Source organism: Streptomyces sp. NPDC093221 (genome assembly GCF_044753885.1).
Taxonomy (GTDB): Bacteria; Actinomycetota; Actinomycetes; order Streptomycetales; family Streptomycetaceae; genus Actinacidiphila.
Genome location: NZ_JBIVOA010000006.1, coordinates 240035 through 265988 on the forward strand (window position 1 = coordinate 240035; position 25954 = coordinate 265988).

Annotated in this window: 22 protein-coding genes and 2 tRNA genes; 13 read left to right on the plus strand and 11 right to left on the minus strand. The window is 72.3% G+C overall.

Annotated features, from left to right (window positions below; genetic code table 11):
* Positions 1-29: 29 nt before the first annotated feature.
* Positions 30-875, plus strand: coding sequence for a GNAT family N-acetyltransferase (locus tag ACIQCJ_RS23895; protein ID WP_402712455.1), 846 nt, complete (start codon positions 30-32; stop codon positions 873-875).
* Positions 876-964: 89 nt separating this feature from the next.
* On the opposite strand, the gene ACIQCJ_RS23900 is transcribed toward ACIQCJ_RS23895, so the two are convergent.
* Positions 965-1555 (minus strand): DsbA family protein, encoded by a 591-nt coding sequence (locus ACIQCJ_RS23900; protein ID WP_402712456.1) that lies wholly within the window; start codon positions 1553-1555, stop codon positions 965-967.
* 168 nt (positions 1556-1723) lie between these two features.
* Here ACIQCJ_RS23900 and ACIQCJ_RS23905 point away from each other — a divergent pair, with 168 nt between their 5' ends.
* Complete coding sequence (locus ACIQCJ_RS23905; protein WP_391046554.1) at positions 1724-2173, plus strand: hypothetical protein; 450 nt, start codon at positions 1724-1726, stop codon at positions 2171-2173.
* 414 nt (positions 2174-2587) lie between these two features.
* On the opposite strand, the gene ACIQCJ_RS23910 is transcribed toward ACIQCJ_RS23905, so the two are convergent.
* Positions 2588-3145, minus strand: coding sequence for a CGNR zinc finger domain-containing protein (locus tag ACIQCJ_RS23910; RefSeq protein ID WP_355332576.1), 558 nt, complete (start codon positions 3143-3145; stop codon positions 2588-2590).
* 303 nt (positions 3146-3448) lie between these two features.
* Positions 3449-3862 (minus strand): SsgA family sporulation/cell division regulator, encoded by a 414-nt coding sequence (locus tag ACIQCJ_RS23915; RefSeq protein ID WP_003959770.1) that lies wholly within the window; start codon positions 3860-3862, stop codon positions 3449-3451.
* Positions 3863-4051: 189 nt separating this feature from the next.
* On the opposite strand from ACIQCJ_RS23915, the gene ACIQCJ_RS23920 reads away from it, so the two are divergent.
* From ACIQCJ_RS23920 to ACIQCJ_RS23935, 4 genes are all read left to right on the plus strand, one after another.
* Entirely contained in the window at positions 4052-4465 is a 414-nt protein-coding gene (locus tag ACIQCJ_RS23920) for a TIGR02611 family protein (RefSeq protein ID WP_355332573.1), read from the plus strand.
* Positions 4466-4543: 78 nt separating this feature from the next.
* A tRNA-Val gene (locus ACIQCJ_RS23925) sits at positions 4544-4615 on the plus strand.
* A 97-nt stretch (positions 4616-4712) separates the two neighbouring features.
* A complete protein-coding gene (locus tag ACIQCJ_RS23930; RefSeq protein WP_355332571.1) occupies positions 4713-5183 on the plus strand; it encodes an SRPBCC family protein in 471 nt (156 codons plus the stop codon).
* Positions 5184-5221: 38 nt separating this feature from the next.
* A tRNA-Val gene (locus ACIQCJ_RS23935) sits at positions 5222-5293 on the plus strand.
* A gap of 105 nt (positions 5294-5398) precedes the next feature.
* On the opposite strand, the gene solA is transcribed toward ACIQCJ_RS23935, so the two are convergent.
* Genes solA through ACIQCJ_RS23955 form a run of 4 tightly spaced genes read right to left on the minus strand, consistent with a single transcriptional unit; the run spans position 5399 to position 9200 of the window.
* Positions 5399-6535, minus strand: a complete 1137-nt coding sequence (gene solA, locus ACIQCJ_RS23940) for an N-methyl-L-tryptophan oxidase (RefSeq protein ID WP_402712457.1) — start codon at positions 6533-6535, stop codon at positions 5399-5401.
* A gap of 28 nt (positions 6536-6563) precedes the next feature.
* Positions 6564-7319, minus strand: coding sequence for an amino acid ABC transporter ATP-binding protein (locus ACIQCJ_RS23945; protein WP_401721622.1), 756 nt, complete (start codon positions 7317-7319; stop codon positions 6564-6566).
* Positions 7320-7339: 20 nt separating this feature from the next.
* Positions 7340-8323, minus strand: a complete 984-nt coding sequence (locus tag ACIQCJ_RS23950; RefSeq protein WP_402712458.1) for an amino acid ABC transporter permease — start codon at positions 8321-8323, stop codon at positions 7340-7342.
* On the minus strand, positions 8310-9200 hold the full coding sequence (locus ACIQCJ_RS23955; RefSeq protein WP_402712459.1) for an ABC transporter substrate-binding protein: 891 nt from the start codon (positions 9198-9200) through the stop codon (positions 8310-8312). The genes ACIQCJ_RS23950 and ACIQCJ_RS23955 overlap by 14 nt, the downstream gene beginning before the upstream one ends.
* Positions 9201-9564: 364 nt before the next feature.
* Between ACIQCJ_RS23955 and ACIQCJ_RS23960 the strand changes: the two genes are divergently transcribed.
* Entirely contained in the window at positions 9565-10998 is a 1434-nt protein-coding gene (locus tag ACIQCJ_RS23960) for a hypothetical protein (RefSeq protein ID WP_402712460.1), read from the plus strand.
* 63 nt (positions 10999-11061) lie between these two features.
* Here the strand turns inward: ACIQCJ_RS23960 and ACIQCJ_RS23965 are convergent, their stop codons facing one another.
* Positions 11062-12540: an amidohydrolase gene (locus ACIQCJ_RS23965; protein ID WP_402712461.1), complete on the minus strand. Its 1479-nt coding sequence runs from the start codon at positions 12538-12540 to the stop codon at positions 11062-11064.
* Positions 12541-12644: 104 nt separating this feature from the next.
* The gene (locus ACIQCJ_RS23970; protein WP_402712462.1) at positions 12645-14330 is read right to left on the minus strand and encodes a PucR family transcriptional regulator; all 1686 of its coding nucleotides are present in this window, start codon (positions 14328-14330) and stop codon (positions 12645-12647) included.
* 220 nt (positions 14331-14550) lie between these two features.
* Here ACIQCJ_RS23970 and ACIQCJ_RS23975 point away from each other — a divergent pair, with 220 nt between their 5' ends.
* The 3 genes from ACIQCJ_RS23975 (at position 14551) to ACIQCJ_RS23985 (ending at position 18495) form a co-directional block, all read left to right on the plus strand.
* Complete coding sequence (locus ACIQCJ_RS23975; protein ID WP_402712464.1) at positions 14551-15720, plus strand: CaiB/BaiF CoA transferase family protein; 1170 nt, start codon at positions 14551-14553, stop codon at positions 15718-15720.
* Between the two features lie 164 nt (positions 15721-15884).
* Positions 15885-17867, plus strand: a complete 1983-nt coding sequence (gene thrS / locus ACIQCJ_RS23980; RefSeq protein ID WP_391160829.1) for a threonine--tRNA ligase — start codon at positions 15885-15887, stop codon at positions 17865-17867.
* A 70-nt stretch (positions 17868-17937) separates the two neighbouring features.
* On the plus strand, positions 17938-18495 hold the full coding sequence (locus tag ACIQCJ_RS23985; protein WP_188285222.1) for an HIT domain-containing protein: 558 nt from the start codon (positions 17938-17940) through the stop codon (positions 18493-18495).
* A gap of 80 nt (positions 18496-18575) precedes the next feature.
* Here ACIQCJ_RS23985 and ACIQCJ_RS23990 read toward each other — a convergent pair whose 3' ends face one another.
* Both ACIQCJ_RS23990 and ACIQCJ_RS23995 read right to left on the minus strand, forming a co-directional pair.
* A complete protein-coding gene (locus ACIQCJ_RS23990) occupies positions 18576-20261 on the minus strand; it encodes a hypothetical protein (RefSeq protein ID WP_355332546.1) in 1686 nt (561 codons plus the stop codon).
* A gap of 204 nt (positions 20262-20465) precedes the next feature.
* Positions 20466-22700 carry an elongation factor G-like protein EF-G2 gene (locus ACIQCJ_RS23995; RefSeq protein WP_391046583.1) on the minus strand — a complete coding sequence of 745 codons (2235 nt, stop codon included), beginning with the start codon at positions 22698-22700 and terminating at the stop codon, positions 20466-20468.
* A 286-nt stretch (positions 22701-22986) separates the two neighbouring features.
* On the opposite strand from ACIQCJ_RS23995, the gene pgsA reads away from it, so the two are divergent.
* From pgsA to ACIQCJ_RS24010, 3 genes are read left to right on the plus strand one after another with little or no spacing between them, the layout of a single operon-like run.
* Positions 22987-23652: a phosphatidylinositol phosphate synthase gene (gene pgsA / locus ACIQCJ_RS24000; RefSeq protein ID WP_402712465.1), complete on the plus strand. Its 666-nt coding sequence runs from the start codon at positions 22987-22989 to the stop codon at positions 23650-23652.
* Positions 23649-24797: a phosphatidylinositol mannoside acyltransferase gene (locus ACIQCJ_RS24005; RefSeq protein ID WP_355332536.1), complete on the plus strand. Its 1149-nt coding sequence runs from the start codon at positions 23649-23651 to the stop codon at positions 24795-24797. Before pgsA ends, ACIQCJ_RS24005 begins: the two co-directional genes overlap by 4 nt.
* Positions 24794-25954 carry a glycosyltransferase gene (locus ACIQCJ_RS24010; RefSeq protein WP_391160824.1) on the plus strand — a complete coding sequence of 387 codons (1161 nt, stop codon included), beginning with the start codon at positions 24794-24796 and terminating at the stop codon, positions 25952-25954. The genes ACIQCJ_RS24005 and ACIQCJ_RS24010 overlap by 4 nt, the downstream gene beginning before the upstream one ends.

The following is a 25954-nucleotide window of genomic DNA, read 5'->3' on the forward strand; positions in this document are numbered from 1 at the left end:
CGGTACGGCGACATCCCGGGAGCGCGACCATGACGACGACCCTCAGACCCGCGGGCCCGGAGCGGCGCGCGCCCGACGGCGGTCGCGCCCGCGCCTTCACCGTCTGCGTCAACGGCCGCCCGGTCGGCGGTGTCGAGCTGAGCGCGGAACCGGGGCTCGGCCCCGGCACCGGGCGGATCGCGGCGCTGGCCGTCGACGAGCCGGACCGGCGGCGCGGGCGCGGCACCGTGGCCGCGCTGGCCGCCGAGGAGGTGCTGCGGCTGTGGGGCTGCGCGCGGGCGGAGGTCTCGGTCCCTGCCGCCGCCGAGTACGGGCTGCGGCTGGCCACCGCGCTCGGCTACGTCGAACGCGCCCGCGGCATGCTCAAGCCGCTGCGCGAGCCCGCCCCGCCGCACCCGCTGCCGCCCGGCAGCCGCACCCGCCCGCTGACCGCCGCCGAGTACGGGCCGTGGCGGGCGCACAGCGCGGAGGAGTTCATCGCCTCGCTGGTCGACCGCGGCATGCCGCGCGAGCAGGCGGCGGCCCGCGAGGCCGCCGCCTTCGACCACGTGCTGCCGCGCGGCCGGGACACTCCGGGCGCCGCGTTGTACGCCCTCGCGCACGACGGTGTGACCGTCGGCCGCGTGGCGCTGCGGCTGTACGACGAGGCCGACCGTGCCGCGCCCGCGTGGGTGCTGGCCGTCGAGGTCGACACCGCGCACCGGGGCCGCGGACACGGCCGTACGCTCATGCTCGCCGCCGAGAACGCCTGCCGCGAGGCCGGGGCCCCCGCCGTCGCCCTCGACGTCTTCGCGGGCAACGCACCGGCGCTGCGGCTGTACGAGTCGCTGGGCTACGGCACGACGGTGCGGCACCTGTCGAAGCCGCTGCTGTAGCCCGGACCCGACCCCGCTGCCCGCGTCTGAGCCCGGACCCGTGCCCGCTGCCCGCGTCTGATCCCGACCCCGATGAGCCCGGTGCCGGTCTAGTCGCGGCCGGGGATCCGGCAGACCTGCCCGTCGTCGCCGGTGGCCGGGCCGGGGCCGGGGACGGCCGAGCCCGCCTCGGCCAGCAGGCGGTCGACGATGGCGGTGATCCGCTCGCGCAGCCCGTCCTGGCTCTTGCCGCCGTCCAGACGCTCGCCGCCGATCACATACGTGGGCGTGCCGGTAACGCCGATGGCCTTGCCCTCCGCCTCGTCGGAGTCGACGACCAGCAGGTGGCGGCCGTCGATCAGCGCGGTGTCCACCTCGTCGGCGTCCAGGCCGAGATCGCGCGCCACCTCGACCAGCACCGCCTCACCGCGGCTGTCCAGTTCCTCGACCCTGGCCAGCACGGCCTCCGCGTACGGCCAGCCGCTGCCCTGCTCGTACGCCTCCTCGTACGCCTGCGCGGCGGCCAGGGCGTGCGCGTGCTTGGGCAGCGGGAAGTGCCTGAGCTGGATGTCGAGCGTGTCGCCGTACCGCTCGCGCAGCGCGCGGACGTCGTCCAGGGCGGTGCGGCAGTCCGGGCACTGGAGCTCGCACCAGACCTCGAGTACGGGGGGACGCGACACGGCGGGGGAGGGTTGATCCATGGTCCAAGTCTCCCACTCGGGGAGGAGGCACCCCCGAGATCCCCCTGAACCCGGCCCCCCGCCGTGGCCTCGCGCGCCCGTGTCGAGGCAGGATGGGAGGACGCGACCTCGTGCGGGCCCTTGGCCGGACCTCACGGGGCCATCCGCAACTGCCGCAGGAGCCTCGGGATGCTGACCACCGCCCTATGCGCCGTCCTGTCCGCCGCGGGCCTGGCCATCGCCGTGCAGACCGCCTACCGCCGACGCTATCTGCGGGCCACCCGCATCGCCGCCGTGTCGCTGCTGCCGGTCGGCCTGGCCATGGCGGGGCTCGTGACCCTCGGCCGCAAGATCGGCACCGCCACCGGCGACTGGGCGGCCGACCTGATCTTCAAGCCCACCGTCTGGCTCGGCTTCGGCGTCATCGGCGTCTCCGTGCTGCTGTACGGCGTCACCCGGCTGATCGCCGCGCGCGTCGGACCCGAGGAGGGGCAGCAGCCCCCGGCGGCCGTGCCCGGCGCCTCCAGCCCCGCGCTGCCCGCCTCCTCCCGCCCGAGCACGAAACGGCGCGCCTCGGCGGACAGCGGTCTGTCCGACTTCGCCGACGTCGAGGAGATCCTCAAGCGGCGCGGTATCTGACCGGAAGGCGTGCGCCGCACGGCCCTCTTCGAACGGGTGTGGGGGTCCGAAACACCCCTGGGAGTTGGCGTGTTGGGAGACGAGTGATCGTTCTCTGCGCGATCATCGGCCTGTGCTGCCCACCTCCGGGGATCGTCTCTCCCCTCCGCGGCCGGACCGTGCCGAATCCACTGTCGAGAACGTCGTTCCAGGCCCGCGCGCCGAGGGTCGTGAACCCGCCGCGAGGGCGGGGGAGGGAGAGCCGCAGGGGTGCCTGTACGCCCTCTCGCAGCCCCCGCTGATGCTGTTCCTGTGTGTGATCGGAGGGCTGCTCGGGGCAGGCGCGATCTACGACCTGCTGCTGCTCTGACGCCGCGGGCCGGGGGCGGACGCACGCGGCCGCGTCCGCAGGTCGGCTGTTCGTGCCGCCCGCGCTCAGGCGCTCGCCTCGCGCTGGCGGGCCCGGTAGGCCGCCACATGGAGCCGGTTGCCGCAGGTGCGGCTGTCGCAGTAGCGGCGTGAGCGGTTGCGGGAGAGGTCGACGAAGGCCCGGCGGCAGTCGGGCGCGTCGCACCGCCGCAGCCGGTCGCGTTCCCCGGCGACGATGAGGAAGGCCAGCGCCATGCCGCAGTCCGCGGCGAGGTGGTCGGCCAGCGAGGCGCCCGGCGCGAAGTAGTGCACGTGCCAGTCGTAGCCGTCGTGGTCGGTCAGCCGCGGCGTGGTGCCCGCCTCGGCGACCATCGCGTTGAGCATGGTGGCGGCCGTCGCGTTGTCGGCGGCGCCGAAGACGGCGGTGAAGCGGGCGCGTACGGCGTGGACGGCGGTGAGGTCGCGCTCGTCGAGCCGTCCGACCTCGCTGACCTGGTTTCGTTCCACGAAGCCGCGGAGGTCCGCGACGTCCGCGAGCGATTCCCGGCCCTCGATCTGCGGCGCGGTGTTGACGAGGTCGACGACGCTGTCGAGCGCGCACCTGGTGTCATGGTTGATCAGCACGGAACTGCTCCCTGCCGGCGTGATCGGTCGGCTGCGTTCCGGTGACTCTAGCGCGCGAAAGCCGCCGCCGTGGGGGTGCAGGCCCCACGGAGACGGCTGTCGTGCGTGTCTCGTACGCGACGGGTGACGGTGTCGTGCGTGTCGCGGCGAGCGACGTCACGAGCGATGTCATGAGCGAAATCGCGTGCGAAGTCGTGTCGAGATGACAGGCGGCCGGGCCGGGCGCGAGCGTCCGGCTCCGCTGGTCGGGTCCGGGCGTCCCCCCGAGTAGGACGGCCGCGGACTGCGGTGACGGGCTGGGTCTCAGCTCTCCGCGAGGATGTGGGAGAGCTCGGTGTCGAGGTCGAAGTGACGATGCTCGGTGCCCGGCGGAACCGCGGCGTCCGTCCGCTTCAGGAAGGACTCCAGGGCCCGCGCCGGTGCTTCCAACAGCGCTTCGCCCTCGGGGGAGCTGAGGGCGATGCAGACGACGCCCTGACCGTGGCTGCGGGACGGCCAGACTCTGACGTCTCCGGTGCCGGTGGGGCGGTGCAGCCCCTCGGCGAGCAGGTCGCGGGCGAACACCCATTCGACCGTCTCTTCGGCTCCGGTGTGGAAGGTGGCGTGCACGGCATACGGATCGGCCGTGTCGTACCGCAAGCCCGCGGGTACAGGCAGTGAGGATTCGCTCGACACAACGAGGCGCAGGTGCAGCTCGCAGCTGACCGTGGTGTTCATAAGCGCCAGGGCCTTTCGCTCAGTGTGCGCTCGGGGATTCGCACGTCGGCGAAATCGACATGCCACCTGCGAGGACGTTGTAAACCCCTCTGAGGGGTTTGTGAGGCTTCTGGTACCTCGTCCGGCCTAGTCCCGAGACGGGCCGATCGGCCATTTCGGTGACGAACGCCGGTCGGGTAAATTGTCGGTATGACTGCGGAGAGTGACGAGTCCGGCGGAGCCGTGGCCAAGGATTCGCGGCTGGGGTCACGGGCCCCCGGCTTCATCAGGAAGTCACGGCTGCTGCACCAGTCCTGGCGGGTCGGCGTCTTCCTCGTCGGCCTCGCCGTCGTCGCGGGCGGAGTCGTCCTGCTCCCGCTGCCCGGCCCCGGCTGGGTGGTGATCTTCGGCGGCATGGCGATCTGGGCCACCGAGTTCGCCTGGGCCCAGCGCGTCCTGCGCTGGACCCGCCGCAAGGTCGCCGACGCCGCCAGGGCCGCCCTGGACCCCCGCGTACGGCGGCGCAATCTGCTGCTCACCACCGCCGCCGTGCTCGCCCTGGCCGGACTCGCCGGGTGCTACCTGTGGCAGTTCGGCCTCGACACGCCCTGGGCCGACAGCTAGGCCCCGCGCGCCCGTCGCGGGCCCTCGGGAGCCTGGTCCGAGGCCCCTCCCACGTGCGGTAAAGTTGTCCACGCGTCCGGGCGATTAGCTCAGCGGGAGAGCACTTCGTTCACACCGAAGGGGTCACTGGTTCGATCCCAGTATCGCCCACCGGATTCGAGGATCCCGGGGACCGGTTTCCACACCGCTCCCCGGGATCCTTTGCGTTCCCGCGCCGTACGCGGATTCGATCGCGCACACTTGCGGTATGGACTGGAGTCACTACCGATTCCGTAGGACGTGGCAGCTCGACGCGGACCCCGACGCCGTCTACCGGGTGCTGGAACGGCCCGACGACTACCCCGTCTGGTGGCCCCAGATCCGCGAGGTGCGGCAGACCGGCGACACCACCGGCATGCTGCGCTTCCGCTCCCTCCTCCCGTACGACCTCGTCGTCAGCGCCAGATCCGTCCGGCACGACCCGAGTACGCGGGTCCTGGAAGCCGCGATGACCGGCGACCTGGAGGGCTGGTTCCGCTGGACGATCACGCCGGGCGGCCTCCCGGGGACCCGCACCCGGCTGCTCTACGAACAGGAAGTCGTCGTCCGCAAGCCGTTGATGCGGCTGCTCGCCGTCCCCTGCCGCCCGCTCTTCCTCGCCAACCACGCGCTGATGATGCGCGGCGGACGCCACGGGCTGCTCGCGCGGCTCGCCGCCGACGCCGCGCATGTGGTTTGAACGGCGGGCCCGTCGCGCTGTATGGTTCGAGGAGTCCCGGGCGATTAGCTCAGCGGGAGAGCACTTCGTTCACACCGAAGGGGTCACTGGTTCGATCCCAGTATCGCCCACCGAGGCTCACCGGCCTCGAAGTACCGTGACGGCCCGCCGACATCAGTCGGCGGGCCGTTGTGCGTTCCGCGGCGGCCGTCGCGGAACGCCGGCCTGTGAGACCGTCAGGCGGCACTGCCGGGCGCGGCGAACGCCGAGATGTCGTCGGTGGATTCACCGTCCAGCGCCAATTCGGCGAGGATGCGGCCGATGGCCGGGGTGAACTTGAAGGCGTGGCCCGCGCCGAGGGCGACGATGATGTCGGGGTACCGCGCGAGCGGGCTCAGCACGAATTCCCGGTCGGGCGTGATCGCGTACTGGCAGGTGACGGTGCGCAGCACGTGGCCGCTGGCGGGGATCGTGGCGCCCATGAACGCCGAGAGCTGGTCGAGCAGTTCGGCGGACGGCTCGAAGGTCCGGTCCTCGGGCGTCATCAGGTTGTTCGACACGTCGCGGGCGGCTTTGACGGTGGGTTCGCCGTAGGCGGGGAATCCGTAGAAGCAGTCGGTGTCCTCCCAGATCCACACCGGGAAGCGGTCGGGGTCGAACGCCTCGGCGTCGGCGGGCTTGAAGTACGTGACCTGCTCCTGCATCGTCTCCAGCGGTATCGCGGCGTCCAGCGGGGCGAGCAGCCGGTTCGTCCACGCGTCGGCCGCCAGGACCACCTTCCTCGCCCGCAGGGGACCGGCCGCCGTCTCCAGTACGGTGCCCGCGCCGTCCGGCCTCAGCGCCGTCACGGGCGTGCGCGCCCGCAACTCGGCGCCGTGGGCCCGCGCCTGCATCTGGAGCGCGGCCACCGTACGGGAGGCGTTCACGATCCCGGTGTCGGGCGTGTAGACGGTCTCGACGTTCTCGGGGATGTCGAACTGCGGCCACCGCGCCCGGACCTGGTCCGGGTCCAGCAGCTCGTACGGGACGCCGACCTCGGTCAGGCTGCCGGTGAAGTCACCGGCGCTGTAGGGGCCGTCGGCGGGCAGGAAGATCACCCCGCCGGTCACCGTGACCAGCCGCTCGCCCGCGACCTTCTCGAAGTCCGCCCAGTCCTGGTACGCGGACGTGGCGAGCCGGACGTATCTGGTCGCGCCGTAGGACGTCCTGATGATGCGTGAGGTGTCGTGCGACGCGCCCCGTACGTGTCCGAGGTCGAACTGCTCGAACGCGACGGTGCGGACTCCGCGCTTGGCCAGGTGGTACGCGGCGGCGCTGCCGAGGGCGCCCAGGCCGACGACGGCCACGTCGAAGGTCTCCAGCGGGTTGCTCACGGTGCTTCCTTCCGGATTCGATGAGTTGTCATGACAGGACCTTCGCCAGGAAGGAACGGGTGCGTTCGTGCCGCGGACTGCCCAGCACCCGCTCGGGAGGGCCGCTCTCGACGACCACGCCGTCGTCGAGGAAGGCCACGGTGTGGGCGACCTCGCGGGCGAAGCCGATCTCGTGGGTGACCACGATCATGCTCATGCCGTCCGCGGCGAGACCCCGCATCACGTCGAGCACCTCGCCGACCAGCTCCGGGTCGAGCGCGGAGGTGGGCTCGTCGAACAGCATCAGCTTGGGGCGCATGGCGAGCGCCCGTGCGATCGCGACCCGCTGCTGCTGCCCGCCGGACAGCGCCCGCGGGTACGCGTCCGCCTTGTCGGCGAGCCCGACGCGGGTGAGCAGCGCCCGCGCGTGTTCGACGGCCGCCCCGCGCTTCTCCCGGCGGACCCGGAGCGGGGCCTCGATCAGGTTCTCCAGCACCGTCATGTGCGGGAAGAGGTTGAAGTGCTGGAAGACCATGCCGATCTCGCTGCGGCGCTTGGCGGTCTCCGCGTCGCGCAGTTCGTGCAGCCACCCGTTGTGCTCGCGGTAGCCGACCAGGTCGCCGGCGACGCTGATGCTGCCCGCGTCGATCTTCTCCAGATGGTTGACGCAGCGCAGGAACGTGCTCTTGCCCGACCCCGACGGGCCGATGAGACACAGCACCTCGCCCTCCGCGACCGTCAGGTCGATCCCCTGGACGACGCGATTGCCGCCGTAGGACTTGTGCACGCCCACGGCCTCGACCATCGGCCGGGTGGAGACGGCGGTCATGCGCGGCCTCCCTCGGTGCCGGCCGGGCCCGTCGGCGCGGCGGCCCTCGCCCTGCGCGGGACGATCCCGGCCCGCAGCGCCGCCAGCAGCGACGGCTCGGGGGAGTGGGTGTCACCGCGCTTGAAATGCCGTTCGAGGTAGAACTGGCCCGTGCTCAGCACGGTGGTCACCACGAGGTACCAGAGGCTGACGGTGATCAGCAGCGGGATCACCTCGTACGTCCGCGAGTAGATCTCCTGCACCCGGAAGAGGATCTCCGGGATCGCGATGACGCTGACCAGCGACGTCGTCTTGAGCATCGAGATCGTCTGGTTCCCCGTGGGCGGGATGATGACCCGCATGGCCTGGGGGAGCACGACGCGCCGGAAGATCTGGCCCCTGCGCATGCCCAGCGCCTGCGCGGCCTGCGTCTGGCCGGGGTCGACCGACTGGAGCCCGGCCCTGACGATCTCGGACATGTAGGCGCCCTCGTTCAGCCCGAGGCCGAGGATCGCCGCGACATACGGCGTGATCAGCGTGTTCGCGTCACCCGACACCAGCGTCGGGCCGAACGGGACGCCGAGCGACAGCACCGGGTACAGGGCGGCCAGGTTGAACCAGAAGATCAACTGCACCAGCAGCGGCGTGCCGCGGAAGAATCCGGCGTAGGCCAGCGCCGCGGCGGCGACGGACCGGTTCCTGGAATCACGGCAGACCGCGACCAGGACGCCGATGACGATTCCGACGACCATGGCGACGACGGTCAGGACGATCGTCGTGACAAGTCCGTGCACCACCTGCACATCGCGGAAATAGCTGAATACGACGTCCCACTGATAGCGAGGATTCGTGATCAGCGAATTGACGGCGAGGGCCGCCAGGGAAATGATGACGAAGGTCGCGATCCACTGCCCGTAATGCCGGGTGCGCGCGACCTTGAGCACGCCGCCGTCCGGGCCGCCGGTTCTTTGCGCGAGCGAGGGCATTTCAGCGTTGGCCATCGGTGTGCACCTCTGACTTCGCGATCTCGCCCTGGTTCACTTTCCACTTGGCAAGGATCTTGCCGTACGTGCCGTCGGATATCAGATTGTTCATCGCGGCGGCGACCGCGGGCGCCAGGGCGGAGCCCTTCGGGAGCGCGTAGCCCCATGTGGTCGGCAGGTAGTTCGCGTTCAGCACGTCGAGCCGGCCGTTGGACTGCCCGGCGATGTAGGACAGCGGGCCGTAGTCGGACATGCTGGCGTCCGCGCGGCGGCTGCTGACCGCGAGCGTGGCGTCGGCCTGGGCGGGGAACACCGAGACGGTGATGGCGGGCTTGCCCGCCCGCACGCAGTCCCGGTCGAACGTCGGCATGTAGTTCTCGGCGTAGATGCTGCCCTTCATGACGGCGATGGTGTGTCCGCACATCGTGTCGAGGGTCAGCTTCTCGGGGTTGCCCGCGTCCACGATCAGCGAGGTGCCGCCGGAGTACTCGCTGACGAAGTCGACCTGCTTCAGCCGGGCGGGCGTGATGCTGAGCGCCGCGGCGACCATGTCGTAGCGCTTGGTCTGGAGGCCGGGGATCATCGCGTCGAACTTGACGTCGGCGAACCTCACCTTCAGCCCCAGCACGTCGGCGACGGCCCGCAGAAGCTCGGGTTCCGCGCCTGCCAGGGTCTTGCCGTCCTCGGCGAGCAGCAAGAACGGCGGATAGCCGGGCCCGCTCGCCACGTCGATCCCGCCCTTTCCCGCGATGTCCGAAGGAACCAGTCGTGCGACGCTCTTGTCGTACGTCCCCCGGATGAAATCCTCGCCCACGGAATCGGCGGTCGCGGTGGCATGCGAGGTGCAACCGGCGAGGACGCCGACGGTCATGGCGAATCCGGCCACTGCTGTCACGGCTGTCGCCGGTCTACCAGTAAGGTGTTTGCTGAACACGTGAGTCGGGCTCCTTGCGGCAGTCGGGAACAACATGCGAGGACCGATACGCCGTTTTCCGTTCTGTGGAAAAGGGAAATCCGGCGGTGCTCAAAACGAGTTGGCTCACTATAAGCACCGCGGAAGTGCTGTCACGCCGCACGATGCGTTTCCGGCAAACCGCGGCACGGCGAATTGAGGGTTCTGCGCGAACGCCCTGGCCGGACGGTCGCCGCGGCGGCGCACCACCGGGCGCGCGGGCGGGCCACTGCTACGGTGCGGGGAACGCACGTCGCCCCGGCCACGACGGAAGGCCCACGCGACACGGATCGTCGAGGACCCGGTGATGACGACACATGTGTTGTCGGGACTGAACGCGGTGCAGCAGGTCGGCAATCGTCCCGACCCCACCCTGCCGATGCCGGTCGGGGAGATCGCCGGACGGTTGGGCACGGTGCTGAGCAGCGCTTCCCGGCTCTGTGGTGAACTGGCGGAACTCGAACTGCTGGAGCGCGGGAGCGCGTACGGGACCTACCGCATCGGACGGCGGGCCATCGAGCTCTCCGGCCGCGCGGCGGCCCCGTTCGCCAGGTCCGTCCGGTCGGCGCTGACGCTCGTCGCGACGCTCACCGGCGAGACCGCGTGCCTGGCCGCACCGACGGCGCAGGGCATGCGGGTGGTCGCCTCGGTCGAGTCGGTGTGGCCCCTGCGCGCGCACGCCAAGGTGGGCGAGTCGGTCGACGACGCCCGGCGCGCGATCGTGCGCGCGGCGCGCCTCGAAGACACCGACGGCCCGCCGCGGGCGCTCCGCGCCGAGTCGACCATCGGCATGGGCGTGGAGATCGCCGTGCCGGTCATGAGCCCCGTCGGCGAATGCGTCGCCGTACTGGCGGCCCGGCTGCCGGTCAGCCGCGCCGCCAAGGTCGTACCGCGGGCGCGCCGTGTGCTCGACGAGGCGCGGCGGCTGCTCGAACGCACGGTGGACGACGAACTGGACCGGCCGAACATCGCGCCCGGAGGTCCGCTCGGCCGCGACGGCAGCCCGCTGGGCCTTGAGGCGGCACTGCGGATCGTGTGGCATCTGTCCGCGGGGCGCGACTCGTTGGCCGGTATCGCGACCGGGACGGGGCTGCGGCCCGACCGGGTCCGCCGCCTGCTAGAGTCGTGCGGCCGGGCGGGAGTCGTCCGCAGGAGCAAGGACGGCGCGCGGTTCGAGGCGAGCTGGGCGGTGCACGGCTGGCATCGCGCCGCGACCCTGCCGATGATCCTCGAAAAGGGCCGGCCGCTCGTGGCCGAAGCGGCGGCGACGACCGGGGTGTGCGCGTTCATCACCGTGCTGAACGGGATGCACAGCCTCACGCTCGTCGAAGAACTCCAGAGCGTCGGCGAGGGGTTGAGCATGACGCCGTGGCTCGGGCGCCTCGCCCCCATCATCGGCTCCGACGGCGGACCGACCCTGGCATCGGACTTCGAGGCCGACGAGCTGCGCCGGGTCCTGCCGAACAGGCACCCGCCGGAGCAGGTCGAGAAGTTCCTGCGCCGCTTCGCCCGCGCCGGGCGCGACGGCGTGCTGTCGATGAAGTCCATCGACGAACTGGGGATCATCTCCATCTCCGCGCCGGTACGCGACTCCAGCAACTCGGTCGCCGCCGCGGCCTGCCTGGTCGGCTCGACCGACAGCATCAGGCCGCGGACACGGGAACTGGAGGGCGTCGCACGGCGGTTGGGCGCCCGCGTGTCGCGGCTGATCGGCGCCCCCGAGGACGCGCCCGGCCCGTAGGCAAGCCGTCGCCGGGGACGGCACCCGACCGCGGCCGGGCAGGTCCGACGCGGGGGCGGCCCCTCAGACCGACCGGTGCGTGAGCGTGCCGCCGACCATCGTGGTCAGCACCGGCATGGTCCGCAGCGCGGCGCGGTCGAACGCGCGCGGGTCCCCGCCGATGACCACGAGGTCGGCGACGTCGCCGACGGACACCGGACCCCGGCCCGCGCCGGCCGCCGCGAACGCCACCTCCAGCGGGACGCTCTGCTCGGGGTGCCACGCGGGCCGGTCGTCGTCGGTACGGAAGACCGCGTCGGCGATGGCCAGCCTCGGGTCCAGCGGGCTGACCGGCGCGTCGGAGCCCAGCTCAAGCCGGGCACCGGCGGCGTGCAGGGAGCGGAAGGCGTAGGCCCGGTCGGTGCGGCCCGGCCAGTGCAGGTCGGCCACGTCCCGGTCGGTCACGGCGTGCTGGGGCTGGACCGACGCGACCACGCCGAGCCGGGCGAAGCGCGGCATGTCCCGCTCGCTCACCAGTTGGGCGTGCTCGATCCTGCCGGGGCACCCGACCCGCTCGAACGCGTCGAGCACCGCGGAGTTCGCCCGGTCGCCGATCGCGTGCACCGCGGGTTCGAGCCCGGCCGCCCACGCCCTGCCCATCAGCTCGACCAGCTCGTCGAGCGGCACCAGCGACAACCCGCACGCGTCACCGGCCCCGGCCGGGTGCGGATACGGATCGACGCACCACGCCGTCCTCGTGTTGAGCGACCCGTCGCTGACGATCTTGTACGGCCCGACCCGCACCCGCCCGTGGGTCCCCGCGACGACCTGCCCCGTACGGAACCCCGCGGCGATGGCGCCGTCCAGCCACGGCGTCCAGATGCCGGCCAGCACCCTGACCGGCACCGCGCCGGGCCGGGACCGGCGGCGCCACGCCTCGACGTTGTCCGCGTAGGCGAGGTCGGTCAGGCCGGTGACGCCCAGCGCGGGCAGCGCGGCGACGGACTCCCCGACCCAGGCGTCGAGTTCCTCGGGCGGCACCATCGCCGCCAGCCGCGCCTTGGTCTCGATCGACGCCGTCTCCCGCAGCACCCCCGTGGGGTGCCCGCGCAGGCCGACCAGGTCGAGCGCGGCGCTGCTCAGCCACGTGGTGTGCAGGTCGATGGTGCTGACGGCCACCGCCGCGTCGCCCACCAGCTCGTCCAGGACACGCTTGTGCGGAGCCTCCTCCCACAGCGCGGGCACAATGCCCTGACCCCAGACGATCCCGGTACGGTGCGCCGCGCGTATGCCGTCCCGCATCATGACCGCGGCCTCGCGCGGGCTCCCTGCGGCGCCGAGATCGACGGCGCGCAGATTCCGTACCCACTGCTCGATGTGCACATGGCCGTCGACGAAACCGGGGACGAGGGTGGCGTCGGCGAACGCGATCACCTCGGTGTCCGGCTCGGGCGGGACGCCGCCGACGGCGCCGATCGCCGTGACGCGCCCGTCGCGGACCAGGACGTCGCGAGGTGGGCCGCCGAGGCCGACGCGGACGTGGGCGAGCAGGGTTGATGTCATCTGATTCCTCCGTTCCGCCCCGAACGGTAGAAGGCGCGGGCGCCCCCGCCGTTGTCGTCAGGCCACGGGCCCGACCCCGCGACTTGTCGGTCCCCACAAGGGCCTCAGCCGCGTGCGCCCCGGGGGCCGCGCACGGCGTTGCGCAGTTGGAGCCACGTCACGAGCGTGTCGTCGCCCGCGTCCAGGGCGACCCCGAACATCTCGGTCAGCCTGCGGACCCGGTAGCGGGCGGTGTTCTCGTGGACGCCGAGGGCGCGGGCGGTCGCGGCGACGCTCCCGGCGGACCCCAGATACGCCAGCAGCGTCCCGGCGTAGTCGGTGCCCTGGTCCGCGTCGTGGCGCAGGACGGCGCGCACGGCGGGCAGCCGCAGCACGTCCTCGTCGATCGGCGCCCCGGACCGCAGACAGGCGAGGACGACCTGAGGGCGCACGTCGTGGAGGGTGGCGACACCGCCGTGGGGCGGGTCGGCGCGCGGGTCGAGCAGCGTGTCCACGACCCGCCGGGCGAGCGGCCGGGACCCGGCGACGGCCGCGAGGCCGTCGACGACGGCGCCGAAGCCGACGACCAGTTCCACCCCGGCGGACCTGCGGGCCGCCGTCACCAGGTCCGTGCCCAGCCTGCGCAGCCGCGCGGCCAGCCGCGCCTGGCCCCGGTCGTCCTGGGGCGGGTCGAGCACGGGCAGCAGCAGGACGACGTCGCCCGCCTCCAGCACGGCCGCCGACTCCGGGTGCCAGTGCTCACCGTGCAGCGTGATCAGGTCGCGGACGCGGGCGGCGTCGGCGGCCCGCAGCTCACTGGCGACCGGTCGTACCGTCGCGAGGACGAACGAGGCACGCGCGGGCAGCGCCAGCGCCGCGGCGGCGCTCGCCGCGTCCAGCGAGGAGGCCAGCAGACCGCGGAGCGCGTCGCCGCGCCGCTCCCGCTCGGGGCTGACCGCCTCCCGCGACCGCAGCAGGTGCAAGGCGACGCTGCGGGCGGCGTCCAGCAGCGCGCGTTCCGCGTCGTCCACCAGCTTCGGCCGGTCCGCCAGGACGAAGATCACGCCGAGCACCTGGTGCCCCGCCCGTACGGCGACGGCCATCCGGTCGGCGTACTCCGGACCCGAACTGGCGAACCGCACCGGGCCCTGCGCGGCGATCACGGCCTGGTACTTCGCCGCGTCGCCAGGCCGTTCCGGTGTCCGGCGGCCGAGGATCGCCAACCGCCGGATCTCGTCGATCTCCTGGTCCGGCAGGTTGGAGTACGCCAGGATCCGGCCGTCGACCTCCTCGATCGTGACCGGCCCGCCCAGCGACGCCGCGATCGCGTTGGCCAGGCCGAACAGGTCGCCGATGCCGCCCGCCTCCTCGGGGACGGCGGCCCGAGCGGCACCGGCCGCGGTGACGAACGCGTCCAGGCGCCGCCAGGCCATCTCGTCGGGCGTGCACAGCAGGGCGATGTCCGCCTCGCGGGCGGCCTCGACGGCCCGGCCCAGGTCCCGGCCCCACGCCTTCACCACGACCGCGCTCGCGCCCGCGGCGGCGGCCTGCCGTATCCGGTCGGTCACCTCGGCGGGATCGGACCTGCCCCCGGTGAGCAGTACGACAGCCCCCGCCACGTCGTGGATCGGCTCGTCGGGACCGTGGACCACGGGCTCGCCCGCGGGCCGGGCCAACCGCGCCCGGTCACCGCCGACGAGCCGCAGCGTGTGCGGTCCCAGGCTCTCCAGCAGGTCGCGCAGCGTGCCCACGGCCGCCGAGGACGCGGCGGCGGGGGTCACCGACCGTGCGACGCCCTCGCCAGTGTCCATCGCCCCAGGCTATCGGCCCCCTTTGTGGCTGAGCACAAGTCGGCGCCGCCGAGTGCGTGGGCAACTCCAGAGCGGCACCGGGGCCGTCCTGGAGACGATGCCACCGCGCCCCGGCGCACAAGTGGCCCGGTCCCGGGGCCGAGACCGACATCTTCGAGGAGACCGCGTGCCGACAGGAGATCGCGTGCCGACAGAAGATTCCGTGCCGACAGGAGATTCCGTGCCGACGCGATACGCGGCCCCGCGCGGCGGTCCGCTGGCGGGCACCGTCGTGATCGACTGCACGTCGGTGGTGATGGGGCCGTACGCGACCTCGCTGCTGGCCGACCTCGGCGCCGAGGTCGTCAAGGTCGAGCCGCCGGGCGGCGACATCGGGCGCAGGATCGGGCCGACGGCGGCCGACGGTCTCTCGGCCCTGTCGCTCCGGCTGCTGCGCAACAAGACCTCCGTGGTGCTCGACCTGGCCACGGGGGAGGACCGACGCCGCTTCACCGACCTGGTGGCCGGGGCCGACGCGGTGGTGACCAACATCCTGCCGAGCGCCCGCGAACGGCTCGGCCTCGACTATGACGCGCTCGCGCGGGTCCGTCCCGACATCGTGCTCTGCACCGGACAGGCGTACAGCTCCCGCTCCGGCCTGCGCGACGTCTCCGGCTACGACGACACGGTCCAGGCGCTGTCCGGCATGGCCGACAGCTACCGCCTGCGCGGCGGCGAACCGGCGTACTCGCCGTCGGTCACGGCCGACAAGACCTGCGGCCTCCTGATGGCGCTCGCGACGGTCTCGGCCCTGTACAGCCGCCTGCGCGACGGCCACGGCCAGTGGGTGGACGTGCCGATGGTCGACAACATGGCCGCGTTCAACCTCGTCGAGCACCTCGCGGGCCACACCTTCGACCCGCCGCGCGGCGACATCGGGTGGGCGCGGTCGCTGGCACCCGCCCGGCGCCCGCATCCGGCCCGCGACGGCTGGGTCTGCGTCATGCCGTACACCGACGCCGACTGGCGGCGCTTCCTCGTGCTCGCCGGGCGCGACGACCTGCTGGACGACCCCCGGTTCGCCACCGCGGGACAGCGCGGCGGCCGGTCGGACGAGGTCCAGGCGGTCATCGCGGACTACGTGTCCGACCGCACCGTCGCGCGGATCGTGTCGGCGTGCCGGACCGCGAGGATCGCCTGCGCGCCCGTACGCACCCTGGAGTCCCTGGCCGACGACGACTATCTGCGCGAGCGGCGCACCGTGGAGACCCTGGAGCATCCGGCGGTCGGCCGCTACCGGAACGTGCGGCTGCCGCTGGACTTCAGCCGGACACCGCTCGGCGACGACACCCCGGCACCGCCGCTCGGCGGCCCTCCCCAGGGCCTTCCTCAGGACCGGCCCCAGGGATGAGGACCGCGATGCGGCCGGTCGTCGGGGCTCACGGCACCTCGCGCCGCCACCCCCGCGGGTTATCGCTTCGCGGGCAGCCCTCGCGGCTCGGTACGATTCAGCGGTGCGGCGCCCGCCGCCGCCGAGTCACCACAGCCAGCAGGACCTGAGTCAGGAGCAGACCGGTGTCAGATGTCCGTGTGATCATCAAACGCGATTCCGTTGAGCTGGAAGAGCGGACGGTCACGACGGGCACGACCGCGGCCGAACTGTTCCCCGGCGAGCGGTCCGTGATCGCCGCCCGCGTCGGCGGCGAGCTGAAGGACCTCGCGTACGCCCTCGCCGACGGCGACGAGGTCGAGCCGGTGGACATCACCAGCCAGGACGGCCTCAACATCCTGCGGCACTCCACCGCGCACGTGATGGCGCAGGCCGTGCAGGAGCTGCACCCCGAGGCCAAGCTCGGCATCGGCCCGCCGGTCAAGGACGGCTTCTACTACGACTTCGACGTCGAGAAGCCGTTCACCCCCGACGACCTCAAGGCCGTCGAGAAGAAGATGCAGGAGATCCAGAAGCGCGGCCAGCGCTTCTCGCGCCGGGTCGTGACCGACGAGGCCGCCCGCGAGGAGCTGGCCGACGAGCCGTACAAGCTGGAGCTGATCGGGCTCAAGGGCGGCGCCGCGTCCTCGGACGACGGCGCGGACGTCGAGGTCGGCGCCGGCGAGCTGACCATCTACGACAACCTGGACGCGAAGACCGGCGAGCTGTGCTGGAAGGACCTCTGCCGGGGTCCGCACCTGCCCAGCACCCGCAACATCCCGGCGTTCAAGCTGATGCGCAACGCGGCGGCGTACTGGCGCGGCAGCGAGAAGAACCCGATGCTCCAGCGGATCTACGGCACCGCCTGGCCCACCAAGGAAGAGCTGAAGGCGCATCTGGACTTCCTGGAGGAGGCCGCCAAGCGCGACCACCGCAAGCTGGGCAATGAGCTGGACCTCTTCTCCATCCCCGAGCAGATCGGCTCGGGCCTCGCGGTCTTCCACCCCAAGGGCGGCATCATCCGCCGCACCATGGAGGACTACTCGCGCAGGCGGCACGAGGAGGAGGGGTACGAGTTCGTCTACACCCCGCACGCCACCAAGGGCACCCTGTTCGAGACCTCGGGCCACCTGGACTGGTACGCCGACGGCATGTACCCGCCCATGCAGCTCGACGAGGGCACGGACTACTACCTCAAGCCCATGAACTGCCCGATGCACAATCTGATCTTCGACGCCCGCGGCCGGTCCTACCGCGAACTGCCGCTGCGGCTCTTCGAGTTCGGCACCGTGTACCGGTACGAGAAGTCCGGCGTCGTCCACGGTCTGACCCGGGCCCGCGGCTTCACCCAGGACGACGCGCACATCTACTGCACCAAGGAGCAGATGGCCGACGAGCTGGACACCACGCTCACCTTCGTGCTGAATCTGCTGCGCGACTACGGACTGACTGACTTCTACCTGGAGCTGTCCACCAAGGACCCGGAGAAGTTCGTCGGCTCCGACGAGGTCTGGGAGGAGGCCACCGAGACGCTGCGCAAGGTGGCCGAGAAGCAGGGGCTGCCGCTGGTCCCCGACCCGGGCGGCGCCGCCTTCTACGGGCCGAAGATCTCCGTGCAGTGCAAGGACGCCATCGGCCGCACCTGGCAGATGTCGACCGTGCAGCTCGACTTCAACCTGCCCGAGCGGTTCAACCTGGAGTACACCGGCCCCGACGGGACCAAGCACCGCCCGGTGATGATCCACCGCGCGCTGTTCGGCTCGATCGAGCGGTTCTTCGCCGTCCTGCTCGAGCACTACGCGGGCGCCTTCCCGGCCTGGCTCGCCCCGGTGCAGGCGGTCGGCATCCCGATCGGCGACGCGCACGTGCCGTACCTCCAGGAGTTCGCGGCGGAGGCCAGGCGCAAGGGCCTGCGGGTCGACGTGGACGCGTCCTCCGACCGCATGCAGAAGAAGATCCGCAACCAGCAGAAGCTGAAGGTGCCGTACATGGTCATCGTCGGCGACGAGGACATGTCCGGCGGCACGGTCTCCTTCCGCTACCGCGACGGCTCGCAGAAGAACGGCATTCCGCGCGACGAGGCCATCGCCGAGATGGTGGACGCCGTGGAGCGCCGCATCCAGGTCTGACGGCGCCGACGTCCGCCGCCCGTGAGATCCGGGACTTCCCCCGCAGCACGCGTGCTCCGGGGGAAGTCCTATGCTGAACGGCATGACGAGTGAGCCGGAACAGCAGATCGGAGCGGGGGTGCCGGACGCGTTCCAGCGCCTGTGGACCCCGCACCGGATGGCGTACATCCAGGGCGAGAACAAGCCCACCGGCCCCGGTGCCGGTGACGGATGTCCGTTCTGCGCGGTCCCGGCCGAGTCCGACGAGGACGGCCTCGTCATCGCGCGCGGCGAGCACGTGTACGCGGTGCTCAACCTGTACCCGTACAACAGCGGGCACCTCATGGTGGTGCCCTACCGGCACGTCGCCGACTACACCGAGCTGGACGGCGCCGAGACGGCGGAACTGGCCGTGCTGACCAAGCAGGCGATGACCGCCCTGCGGTCCGCCTCCGGCGCGCAGGGCTTCAACATCGGGATGAACCAGGGCGATGTGGCGGGCGCCGGGATCGCCGCGCACCTGCACCAGCACGTAGTGCCGCGCTGGGGCGGCGACGTCAACTTCATGCCGGTCGTCGGACACACGAAGGTGCTGCCGCAGCTCCTCGCCGACACCCGCAAGATGCTCGCGGACGTCTGGCCCTCCTGACGGACGTCCCGTCGTCCTGAAACGTCCCGTCGCCCTGAACCCCGCATGAGCGGGAGCCGGAGCCGGAGCCCGGACAGGTCCTAGGCGTCGTACGCGTCGGCCTTCCTGGGCTCCACGCTCTGTGACAGACCGCTCAGCATCATCGAGCGGCTGGTGAAGTGCGAGGTGTCCACGCCGTTCTCGCTCATCACCTGGATCGCGGCGGCGTGCACCGCCCGCAGCACCGGAGTGGCCGCGCGCAGCGCGTCGTCGGCCATGAACCGGTGCTTCCACGGCTTGTCGGCCCACGTGTGCCGCAGCCCGAACGGCTCGGGCAGCTTCAGCGTGCCGCCGAGGTAGTCCAGCACGGCGGGGAAGCGGGTCAGCGGCGCGCGGGCGGCCAGCCGTACCACCTCGTCCGACTCGATCAGCGGGAGCTGTACGGTCCTGGTCTCCCAGAACTTCACCGGCTTGGTGATCGTCTTCTCCTTCGCGGGCGGCCCGGAGGTGAAGATCCCGTGGATCGGGCCGAGCGCGTGCCCGGTGACCTCGATCCGCAGGGTGTGCGCCAGCACCGTCACCGTCGTCATCAGCGTGATGACGAGATTGCCGTCCCAGAGGGTGAACTGGATGCCCAGATAGTGCCGGTTGCCCTTGCCGAACTGCTGCGTGTTGCAGATCCGCTGGATCTCGAAGTCCTTGACCGAGAACGAGTCGACCTCGGGTCCGGTGGGCCGGGAGATCTTGCCCGCGCCCTCGCCGACCGGCACCACGACCCAGTGCTTTATCGACGGCTTGGGGAAGCCGCCGGTGTGCAGCGGGCCGCGCTCGATCATCCGTAGCTGGTCGTGGATGGCGCGGATGACGTCCCAGCTCCGGAACGGGTGGATCTCGGCCAGCCCCTCGCGCGGGATCAGCTCCTCGGCCATCTGCCAGTTCGCCCACCGGCTGCCCATGCCGAGTATGCCCTTGGGCCCCGCGTAGAAGACCACATTGCTGTTCTGCTCCGCGGACAGCTTGGCCAGGCTCTGCCGCAGCAGCTCCGCGCGGGTCTGGTTGGGGTTGCGCGGCACCGCCTCGGGGATCTTCGCGCCGACCGCGGTGCCCGCGACCAGGCCCGCCCAGCGGCTGCGCAGATCCTTCGCGGTGGCCTCGCAGATCCGCTTCGCCCAGAACCAGCCGATGATCGGCGCGATCATCAGGACGCGGAAATACTGCTGCCAGAAACCGCTGAACGGCGGCCGTACCGCGAGCAGCACGGTGAAGGCGGCGGCCACGGCCAGCACGACGGCCCCGAAGGCCCCCGACTTGTTGCCCCGCGCCTTCAGCGACCCGAGCGACTTGCGCAACTGGAAGGCGCCGAGCCAGAGCAGCACGCCGGGCAGGAACAGCACCCCGCACACGCCCATCACCACGGTCAGCCGGTTGTCGCGCTCCTGCCGGATCCGGTTGGCGGCCAGCGCGTGCTCCACCACGGTCTGCGGCACCACACCGAAGGACTGCACCAGTTCACTGCGCGCCGCGCCCAGCATCCTGACCTGGATGGCGCGGGAGAACGCCTCGCCCAGATTCGGCGCGAACAGCGACAGCCGCGGCGCCTTGACGCTCGCCTCGCTGTTGGCGTCGACCAGCGTCGTCACCGGAGTGTCGCGGTACGCGGCGGACGCCAGCGCCTGGGTCGCACCGGTCTCACCGTCGCTGCCGGTCAGCGGAATCTGCGCACCTGGGCTGAAATCGAACCCGATACCGTCCGTCACCACAGGCCCCCAGTCGCCAGTCCCGTACATCCACCGGTTCACCGGTCCATACGGCTCCGACCGGCCCATTCCCCGCACGGGTGAACGTCACACGTTCGGAGCAGTCTCCAGATTAGCGGCGCGACGGCCCGCGGCGTGGCCGCGAGCCGCCGATTGGCCAGCGGACATGTCCACTTGGCGACTTAGCGGCGCTGTTCCGGCGTCCGCCGGCGCTGATTCTCCGTCGCGCGCCCGTCATCTGCCGTGCGCGGTCGCCTCGTCCTTCTCCTCCTGCCGGCGCAGTCTCGTGGCCAGTTGGGCGGGCATCGGCTCGTGCCGCGCGTAGTGCCGGCTGAACCGGCCGGTGCCGTGCGACAGCGACCGCAGATCGACGGCGTAGCGGCCGATCTCGATCTCCGGGACCTCGGCGCGCACCACCGACCGCCCGTCTGCGGCCGGTTCGGTGCCCAGCACCCGGCCGCGCCGCCCCGACAGATCGCTCATCACCGAACCGACGTACGCGTCCGGCACCAGCACGCCGACCTCGCAGACCGGTTCCAGCAGATGGATGGGCGCGCCCGCGGCGGCCTCGCGCAGGGCGAGCGCGCCCGCGGTCTGGAAGGCGGCGTCGGAGGAGTCCACCGAGTGCGCCTTGCCGTCGGTGAGGGTGACCCGGATGTCGACCACCGAGAAGCCGAGCGCGACCCCGCGGGCGGCCTGGGTGCGGACGCCCTTCTCCACCGACGGGATGAACTGCCGCGGCACCGCCCCGCCGATCACCTTGTCCACGAACTCGATGCCGGAGCCGACCGGCAGCGGCTCCACCTGGATGTCGCAGATCGCGAACTGCCCGTGCCCGCCGGACTGTTTGACGTGCCGCCCGCGGGCCGTCACCGGCTCGCCGAAGGTCTCCCGCAGCGACACCTTGTGCGGCACCGCGTCGACCTGCACCCCGTACCGGTTGCGCAGCCGCTCCAGGGCGACGTCGGCGTGCGCCTCGCCCAGGCACCACAGGACGACCTGCCGGGTGTCCGGATTCTGTTCGAGACGCATCGTCGGGTCCTCGGCGACCAGCCGCGCCAGGCCCTGGGAGAGCTTGTCCTCGTCGGCCTTGCTGTGCGCCTCGATGGCGATCGGCAGCAGCGGGTCCGGCATCACCCACGGCTCCATCAGCAGCGGCCCGTCCTTGGCCGAGAGCGTGTCGCCGGTCTCGGCGCGGGTCAGCTTGGCCACGCACACCAGATCGCCCGCGCCCGCCGAGGGCACCGGCCGCTGGTGCTTGCCGAAGGGCGACGACAGCGCCCCGACCCGCTCGTCCACGTCGTGGTCCTCGTGCCCGCGGTCCTCCATGCCGTGGCCCGACACGTGCACCGTCTCGTCCGGCCGCAGGGTGCCGGAGAAGACCCGCACCAGACTGATCCGGCCCACGTACGGGTCCGAGGACGTCTTGACCACCTCGGCGGCCAGCGGCCCCTCCGGGTCGCAGACCAGCGCGGGGCGCCCGCCGCCGTCCGGCGTCGTGACCGGCGGCGCCTCCCGCTCCAGCGGGGTCGGGAAACCGCCGGTGATCAGCTCCAGCAGCTCCACGGTGCCCAGGCCCTGCCGGGCGCCGTCCGCGGCGGGCGCGGCGGCCAGCACCGGGTGGAAGGAGCCGCGCGCCACCGCCCGCTCCAGGTCGTCGACGAGCGTCTTGACGTCCAGTTCCTCGCCGCCGAGGTAGCGGTCCATCAAGGTCTCGTCCTCGCTCTCGGCGATGATCCCCTCGATGAGCCGGTTGCGCGCCTGCTCCACCAGCGGCGCCAGCGCCGCGTCCGGCTCGGCCTCGGCCCGCTCGCCGGACGCGTAGTCGTACACCCGCTGCGAGAGCAGCCCCGCCAGGCCCGTCACCGGGGCGTGGCCGTCGGGGCCCGCGGGCCCGTGCACCGGCAGATACAGCGGCAGCACCGAATCGGGGGAGTCGCCGCCCAGCTCCGCCGCGCACTGCGCCGCCATCTCCTCGAAACCGGCCCGCACCGACTCCAGGTGCGTCACCACGACCGCCCGCGGCATCCCGACGGCCGCGCACTCCTCCCACACCATCCGGGTCGCGCCGCCGATGCCCTCGCCGTCCTGCGCGGCCGACACGACGAACAGGGCCGCGTCCGCGGCGCGCAGACCGGCCCTCAACTCCCCGACGAAATCGGCGTAGCCGGGGGTGTCCAGCAAATTGACCTTGATCCCGCCCCACTCCACGGGGACGAGCGAGAGCTGTACGGAGCGCTGCTGCCGCTGCTCGATCTCGTCGTGGTCGGACACCGAGCCGCCGTCCTCGACCCGGCCCGCCCGGTTCACCGCGCCGGTGGTCAGCGCCAGCGCCTCCACCAATGTCGTCTTGCCCGATCCGCAATGGCCGACCAGCACCACATTGCGCACGTTCTCGGGGCGGTCGGCCGCCGGTGCCCTTCCGGCGGCTCCTGGCTGCGCGTCTCTCCTGTCCGCTGCACCACCCACGCGTTCTCGCCTCCCGGTCCTCACTGCACGGACCGCGCCCTCGGTGGGGGGCGCGTCACAGGGGCGCCACGGGAGACCGCTCAACGCACAGGCGGCCTCGACGACGCCCGCGGTCTTTCGACCTTCCCACGGCCGTCCGGGTGCGTCCATACGTCGTACGCCGGGCCGCCGCCCCCGCCGCTCCGGCACGGCCTGGGACATCCGGTGCGCGCGGGCTGGCTACGATGGGCCATCCGGCTGCCGCTCCGGCCGCCGTGACACCATCCTCCGACCTGTCGGGAAGGCCATGCTGAACAAGTACGCGCGTGCGTTCTTCACGCGTGTTCTCACGCCGTTCGCCGCATTTCTGCTCCGCAAGGGGGTCAGCCCCGACGCGGTGACCCTGCTCGGCACCGCGGGTGTCATGGCGGGCGCACTGGCCTTCTATCCCAGGGGCGAGTTCTTCTGGGGCACCGTGGTGATCACGCTCTTCGTCTTCTCCGACCTGGTGGACGGCAACATGGCCCGCCAGGCCGGGGTCTCCAGCCGCTGGGGCGCCTTCCTCGACTCGACCCTCGACCGGGTCGCCGACGCGGGCATCTTCGGCGGACTCGCCATGTGGTACGCGGGCCGCGGCGACGACCTCGTGCTGTGCGCGGTGACGATCTTCTGCCTGGCCAGCGGCCAGGTGGTGTCCTACACCAAGGCGCGCGGCGAGGCGATCGGCCTGCCGGTGAACGTCAACGGCCTGGTCGAGCGCGCCGAGCGCCTGGTGATCACGCTGACCCTGTGCGGCTTCGCCGGACTGCACAAATTCGGCGTCCCCGGCATCCAGTACCTGCTGCCGATCGCCCTGTGGGCGGTCGCCGCGGGCAGCCTGGTCACCCTCGTCCAGCGGGTCGTCACCGTACGCCGCGAGTCCGCGGAGGCCGACGCCGCAGCCGCCGCCGCGGGGCAGGGGAGCAGCGCGTGAGCGAGGACGCCTCCCGGGCCGCGCGGCTCAGGGGGAGCCTCGCCGACGGGCTCTACGGGCTCGGCTGGAGCGCGGTCAAGACGCTGCCGGAACCGGCCGCCCGAGCGCTCGGCCGCGCCATCGCGGACGTCACGTGGCGGCAGCGCGGCAAGGGCGTCCGACGCCTCGAGGCCAACCTGGTCCGGGTCGTGCCGGACGCCGACGAGGCACGGCTGCGCGCGCTGTCGCGCTCGGTCATGCGGTCCTACCTGCGCTACTGGATGGAGTCCTTCCGGCTCCCGGCCTGGAGCAAGGACCGCATCCGCGGCGGCTTCGACCCCGCCGACGTCCACTACCTGACCGACGGCCTCGCCGCCGGGCGCGGCGTCATCCTGGCGCTGCCGCACATGGCCAACTACGACCTGGCCGGCGCCTGGGTGACCACCGCGCTCGACACCCCCTTCACCACCGTCGCCGAGCGCCTGAAGCCCGAGACGCTGTACGACCGCTTCGTCGCCTACCGCGAGAGCCTGGGCATGGAGGTGCTGCCGCACACCGGCGGCGCCGCCTTCGGCACCCTGGCCCGGCGGCTGCGGTCCGGCGGCCTGGTCTGCCTGGTCGCCGACCGCGACCTGTCGGCCAGCGGCGTCGAGGTCGACTTCTTCGGCGAGCGCACCCGGCTGCCCGCGGGCCCGGCCATGCTCGCCCAGCAGACCGGAGCGCTGCTGCTCCCCGTCACCCTCTGGTACGACGAGTCGCCCGTCATGCGCGGTCGCGTCCACCCGCCGGTCGAGGTCCCCGCGACCGGCGACCGTACGTCCAAGACGGCCGCGATGACGCAGCGACTGGCCGACGCGTACGCCTCCGGCATCGCCGAGCACCCCGAGGACTGGCACATGCTGCAACGCCTGTGGCTGTCCGACCTCGAACCCCGCCCCGAACCCCCGGCAGGCGGCGCCGACACGGCGGGGGAGAGCGCGGGAGCAACGGCGGAGGGCACGTCCGGCGTCTCCCCGCGGGGCGGCCCGGGCACCGCCGCGGCCGAAGGCGCCGGTAGGGCCGACGGCACGGACGGCGCCCACAGCACGGCCGGCACGGACGGCCCGTCGGGCGCGGGCGGTACGGCCGGCGGCCCACCTGACCACTCCGGAACGGAGAAAACGTGAGGATCGGGATCGTCTGCCCGTACTCCTGGGACGTCCCCGGCGGCGTCCAGTTCCACATCCGCGACCTCGCCGAGCACCTGATCGGCCTCGGCCACGAGGTCTCCGTGCTCGCCCCCGCCGACGACGAGACACCGCTGCCGCCGTACGTGGTGTCGGCGGGCCGCGCCGTGCCGGTCCCGTACAACGGCTCGGTCGCCCGGCTCAACTTCGGCTTCCTGTCCGCCGCCCGGGTCCGCCGCTGGCTGCACGACGGCAACTTCGACGTCATCCACATCCACGAACCCGCCTCGCCCTCGCTCGGCCTGCTGGCCTGCTGGGCGGCGCAGGGCCCGATCGTGGCCACCTTCCACACCTCCAACCCGCGGTCGCGCGCGATGATCGCCGCGTACCCGATCCTGCAACCCGCGCTGGAGAAGATCAGAGCCCGGATCGCGGTCAGCGAGTACGCCCGCCGCACCCTGGTCGAGCACCTGGGCGGCGACGCGGTCGTCATCCCCAACGGCGTCGACGTGGACTTCTTCGCGCGGGCCGAGCCCAAGAAGGAGTGGCAGGGCGGCACGATCGGCTTCATCGGGCGGATCGACGAGCCGCGCAAGGGCCTGCCCGTGCTGATCCGGGCACTGCCGAAGATCCTCGCCGAGCTGCCCGGCACCCGGCTGCTGGTCGCGGGCCGCGGCGACGAGGAGGAGGCCGTCGAGTCGCTGCCCGAGGCGATGCGCGACCGGGTCGAATTCCTCGGCATGGTCAGCGACGAGGACAAGGCGCGGCTGCTGCGCAGCGTCGACGTCTACGTGGCGCCCAACACCGGCGGCGAGTCGTTCGGGATCATCCTGGTCGAGGCGATGTCGGCGGGCGCCGCCGTGCTCGCCAGCGACCTCGACGCCTTCGCGCAGGTCCTCGACCAGGGCGCGGCGGGCGAACTCTTCGCCAACGAGGACGCCGACGCGCTCGCCGCCGCCGCCCTGCGGCTGCTCGGCGACCCCGCCCGCCGAACCGAACTGCGCACCCGCGGCAGCGCCCATGTGCGGCGATTCGACTGGTCGGTGGTCGGCGGTGACATCCTGTCCGTCTACGAGACCGTCACCGACGGCGCCGCGCATGTCGCCGCGGACGAACGCACCAGCCTTCGGGCGAGATTCGGCCTGGCAAGGGACTGA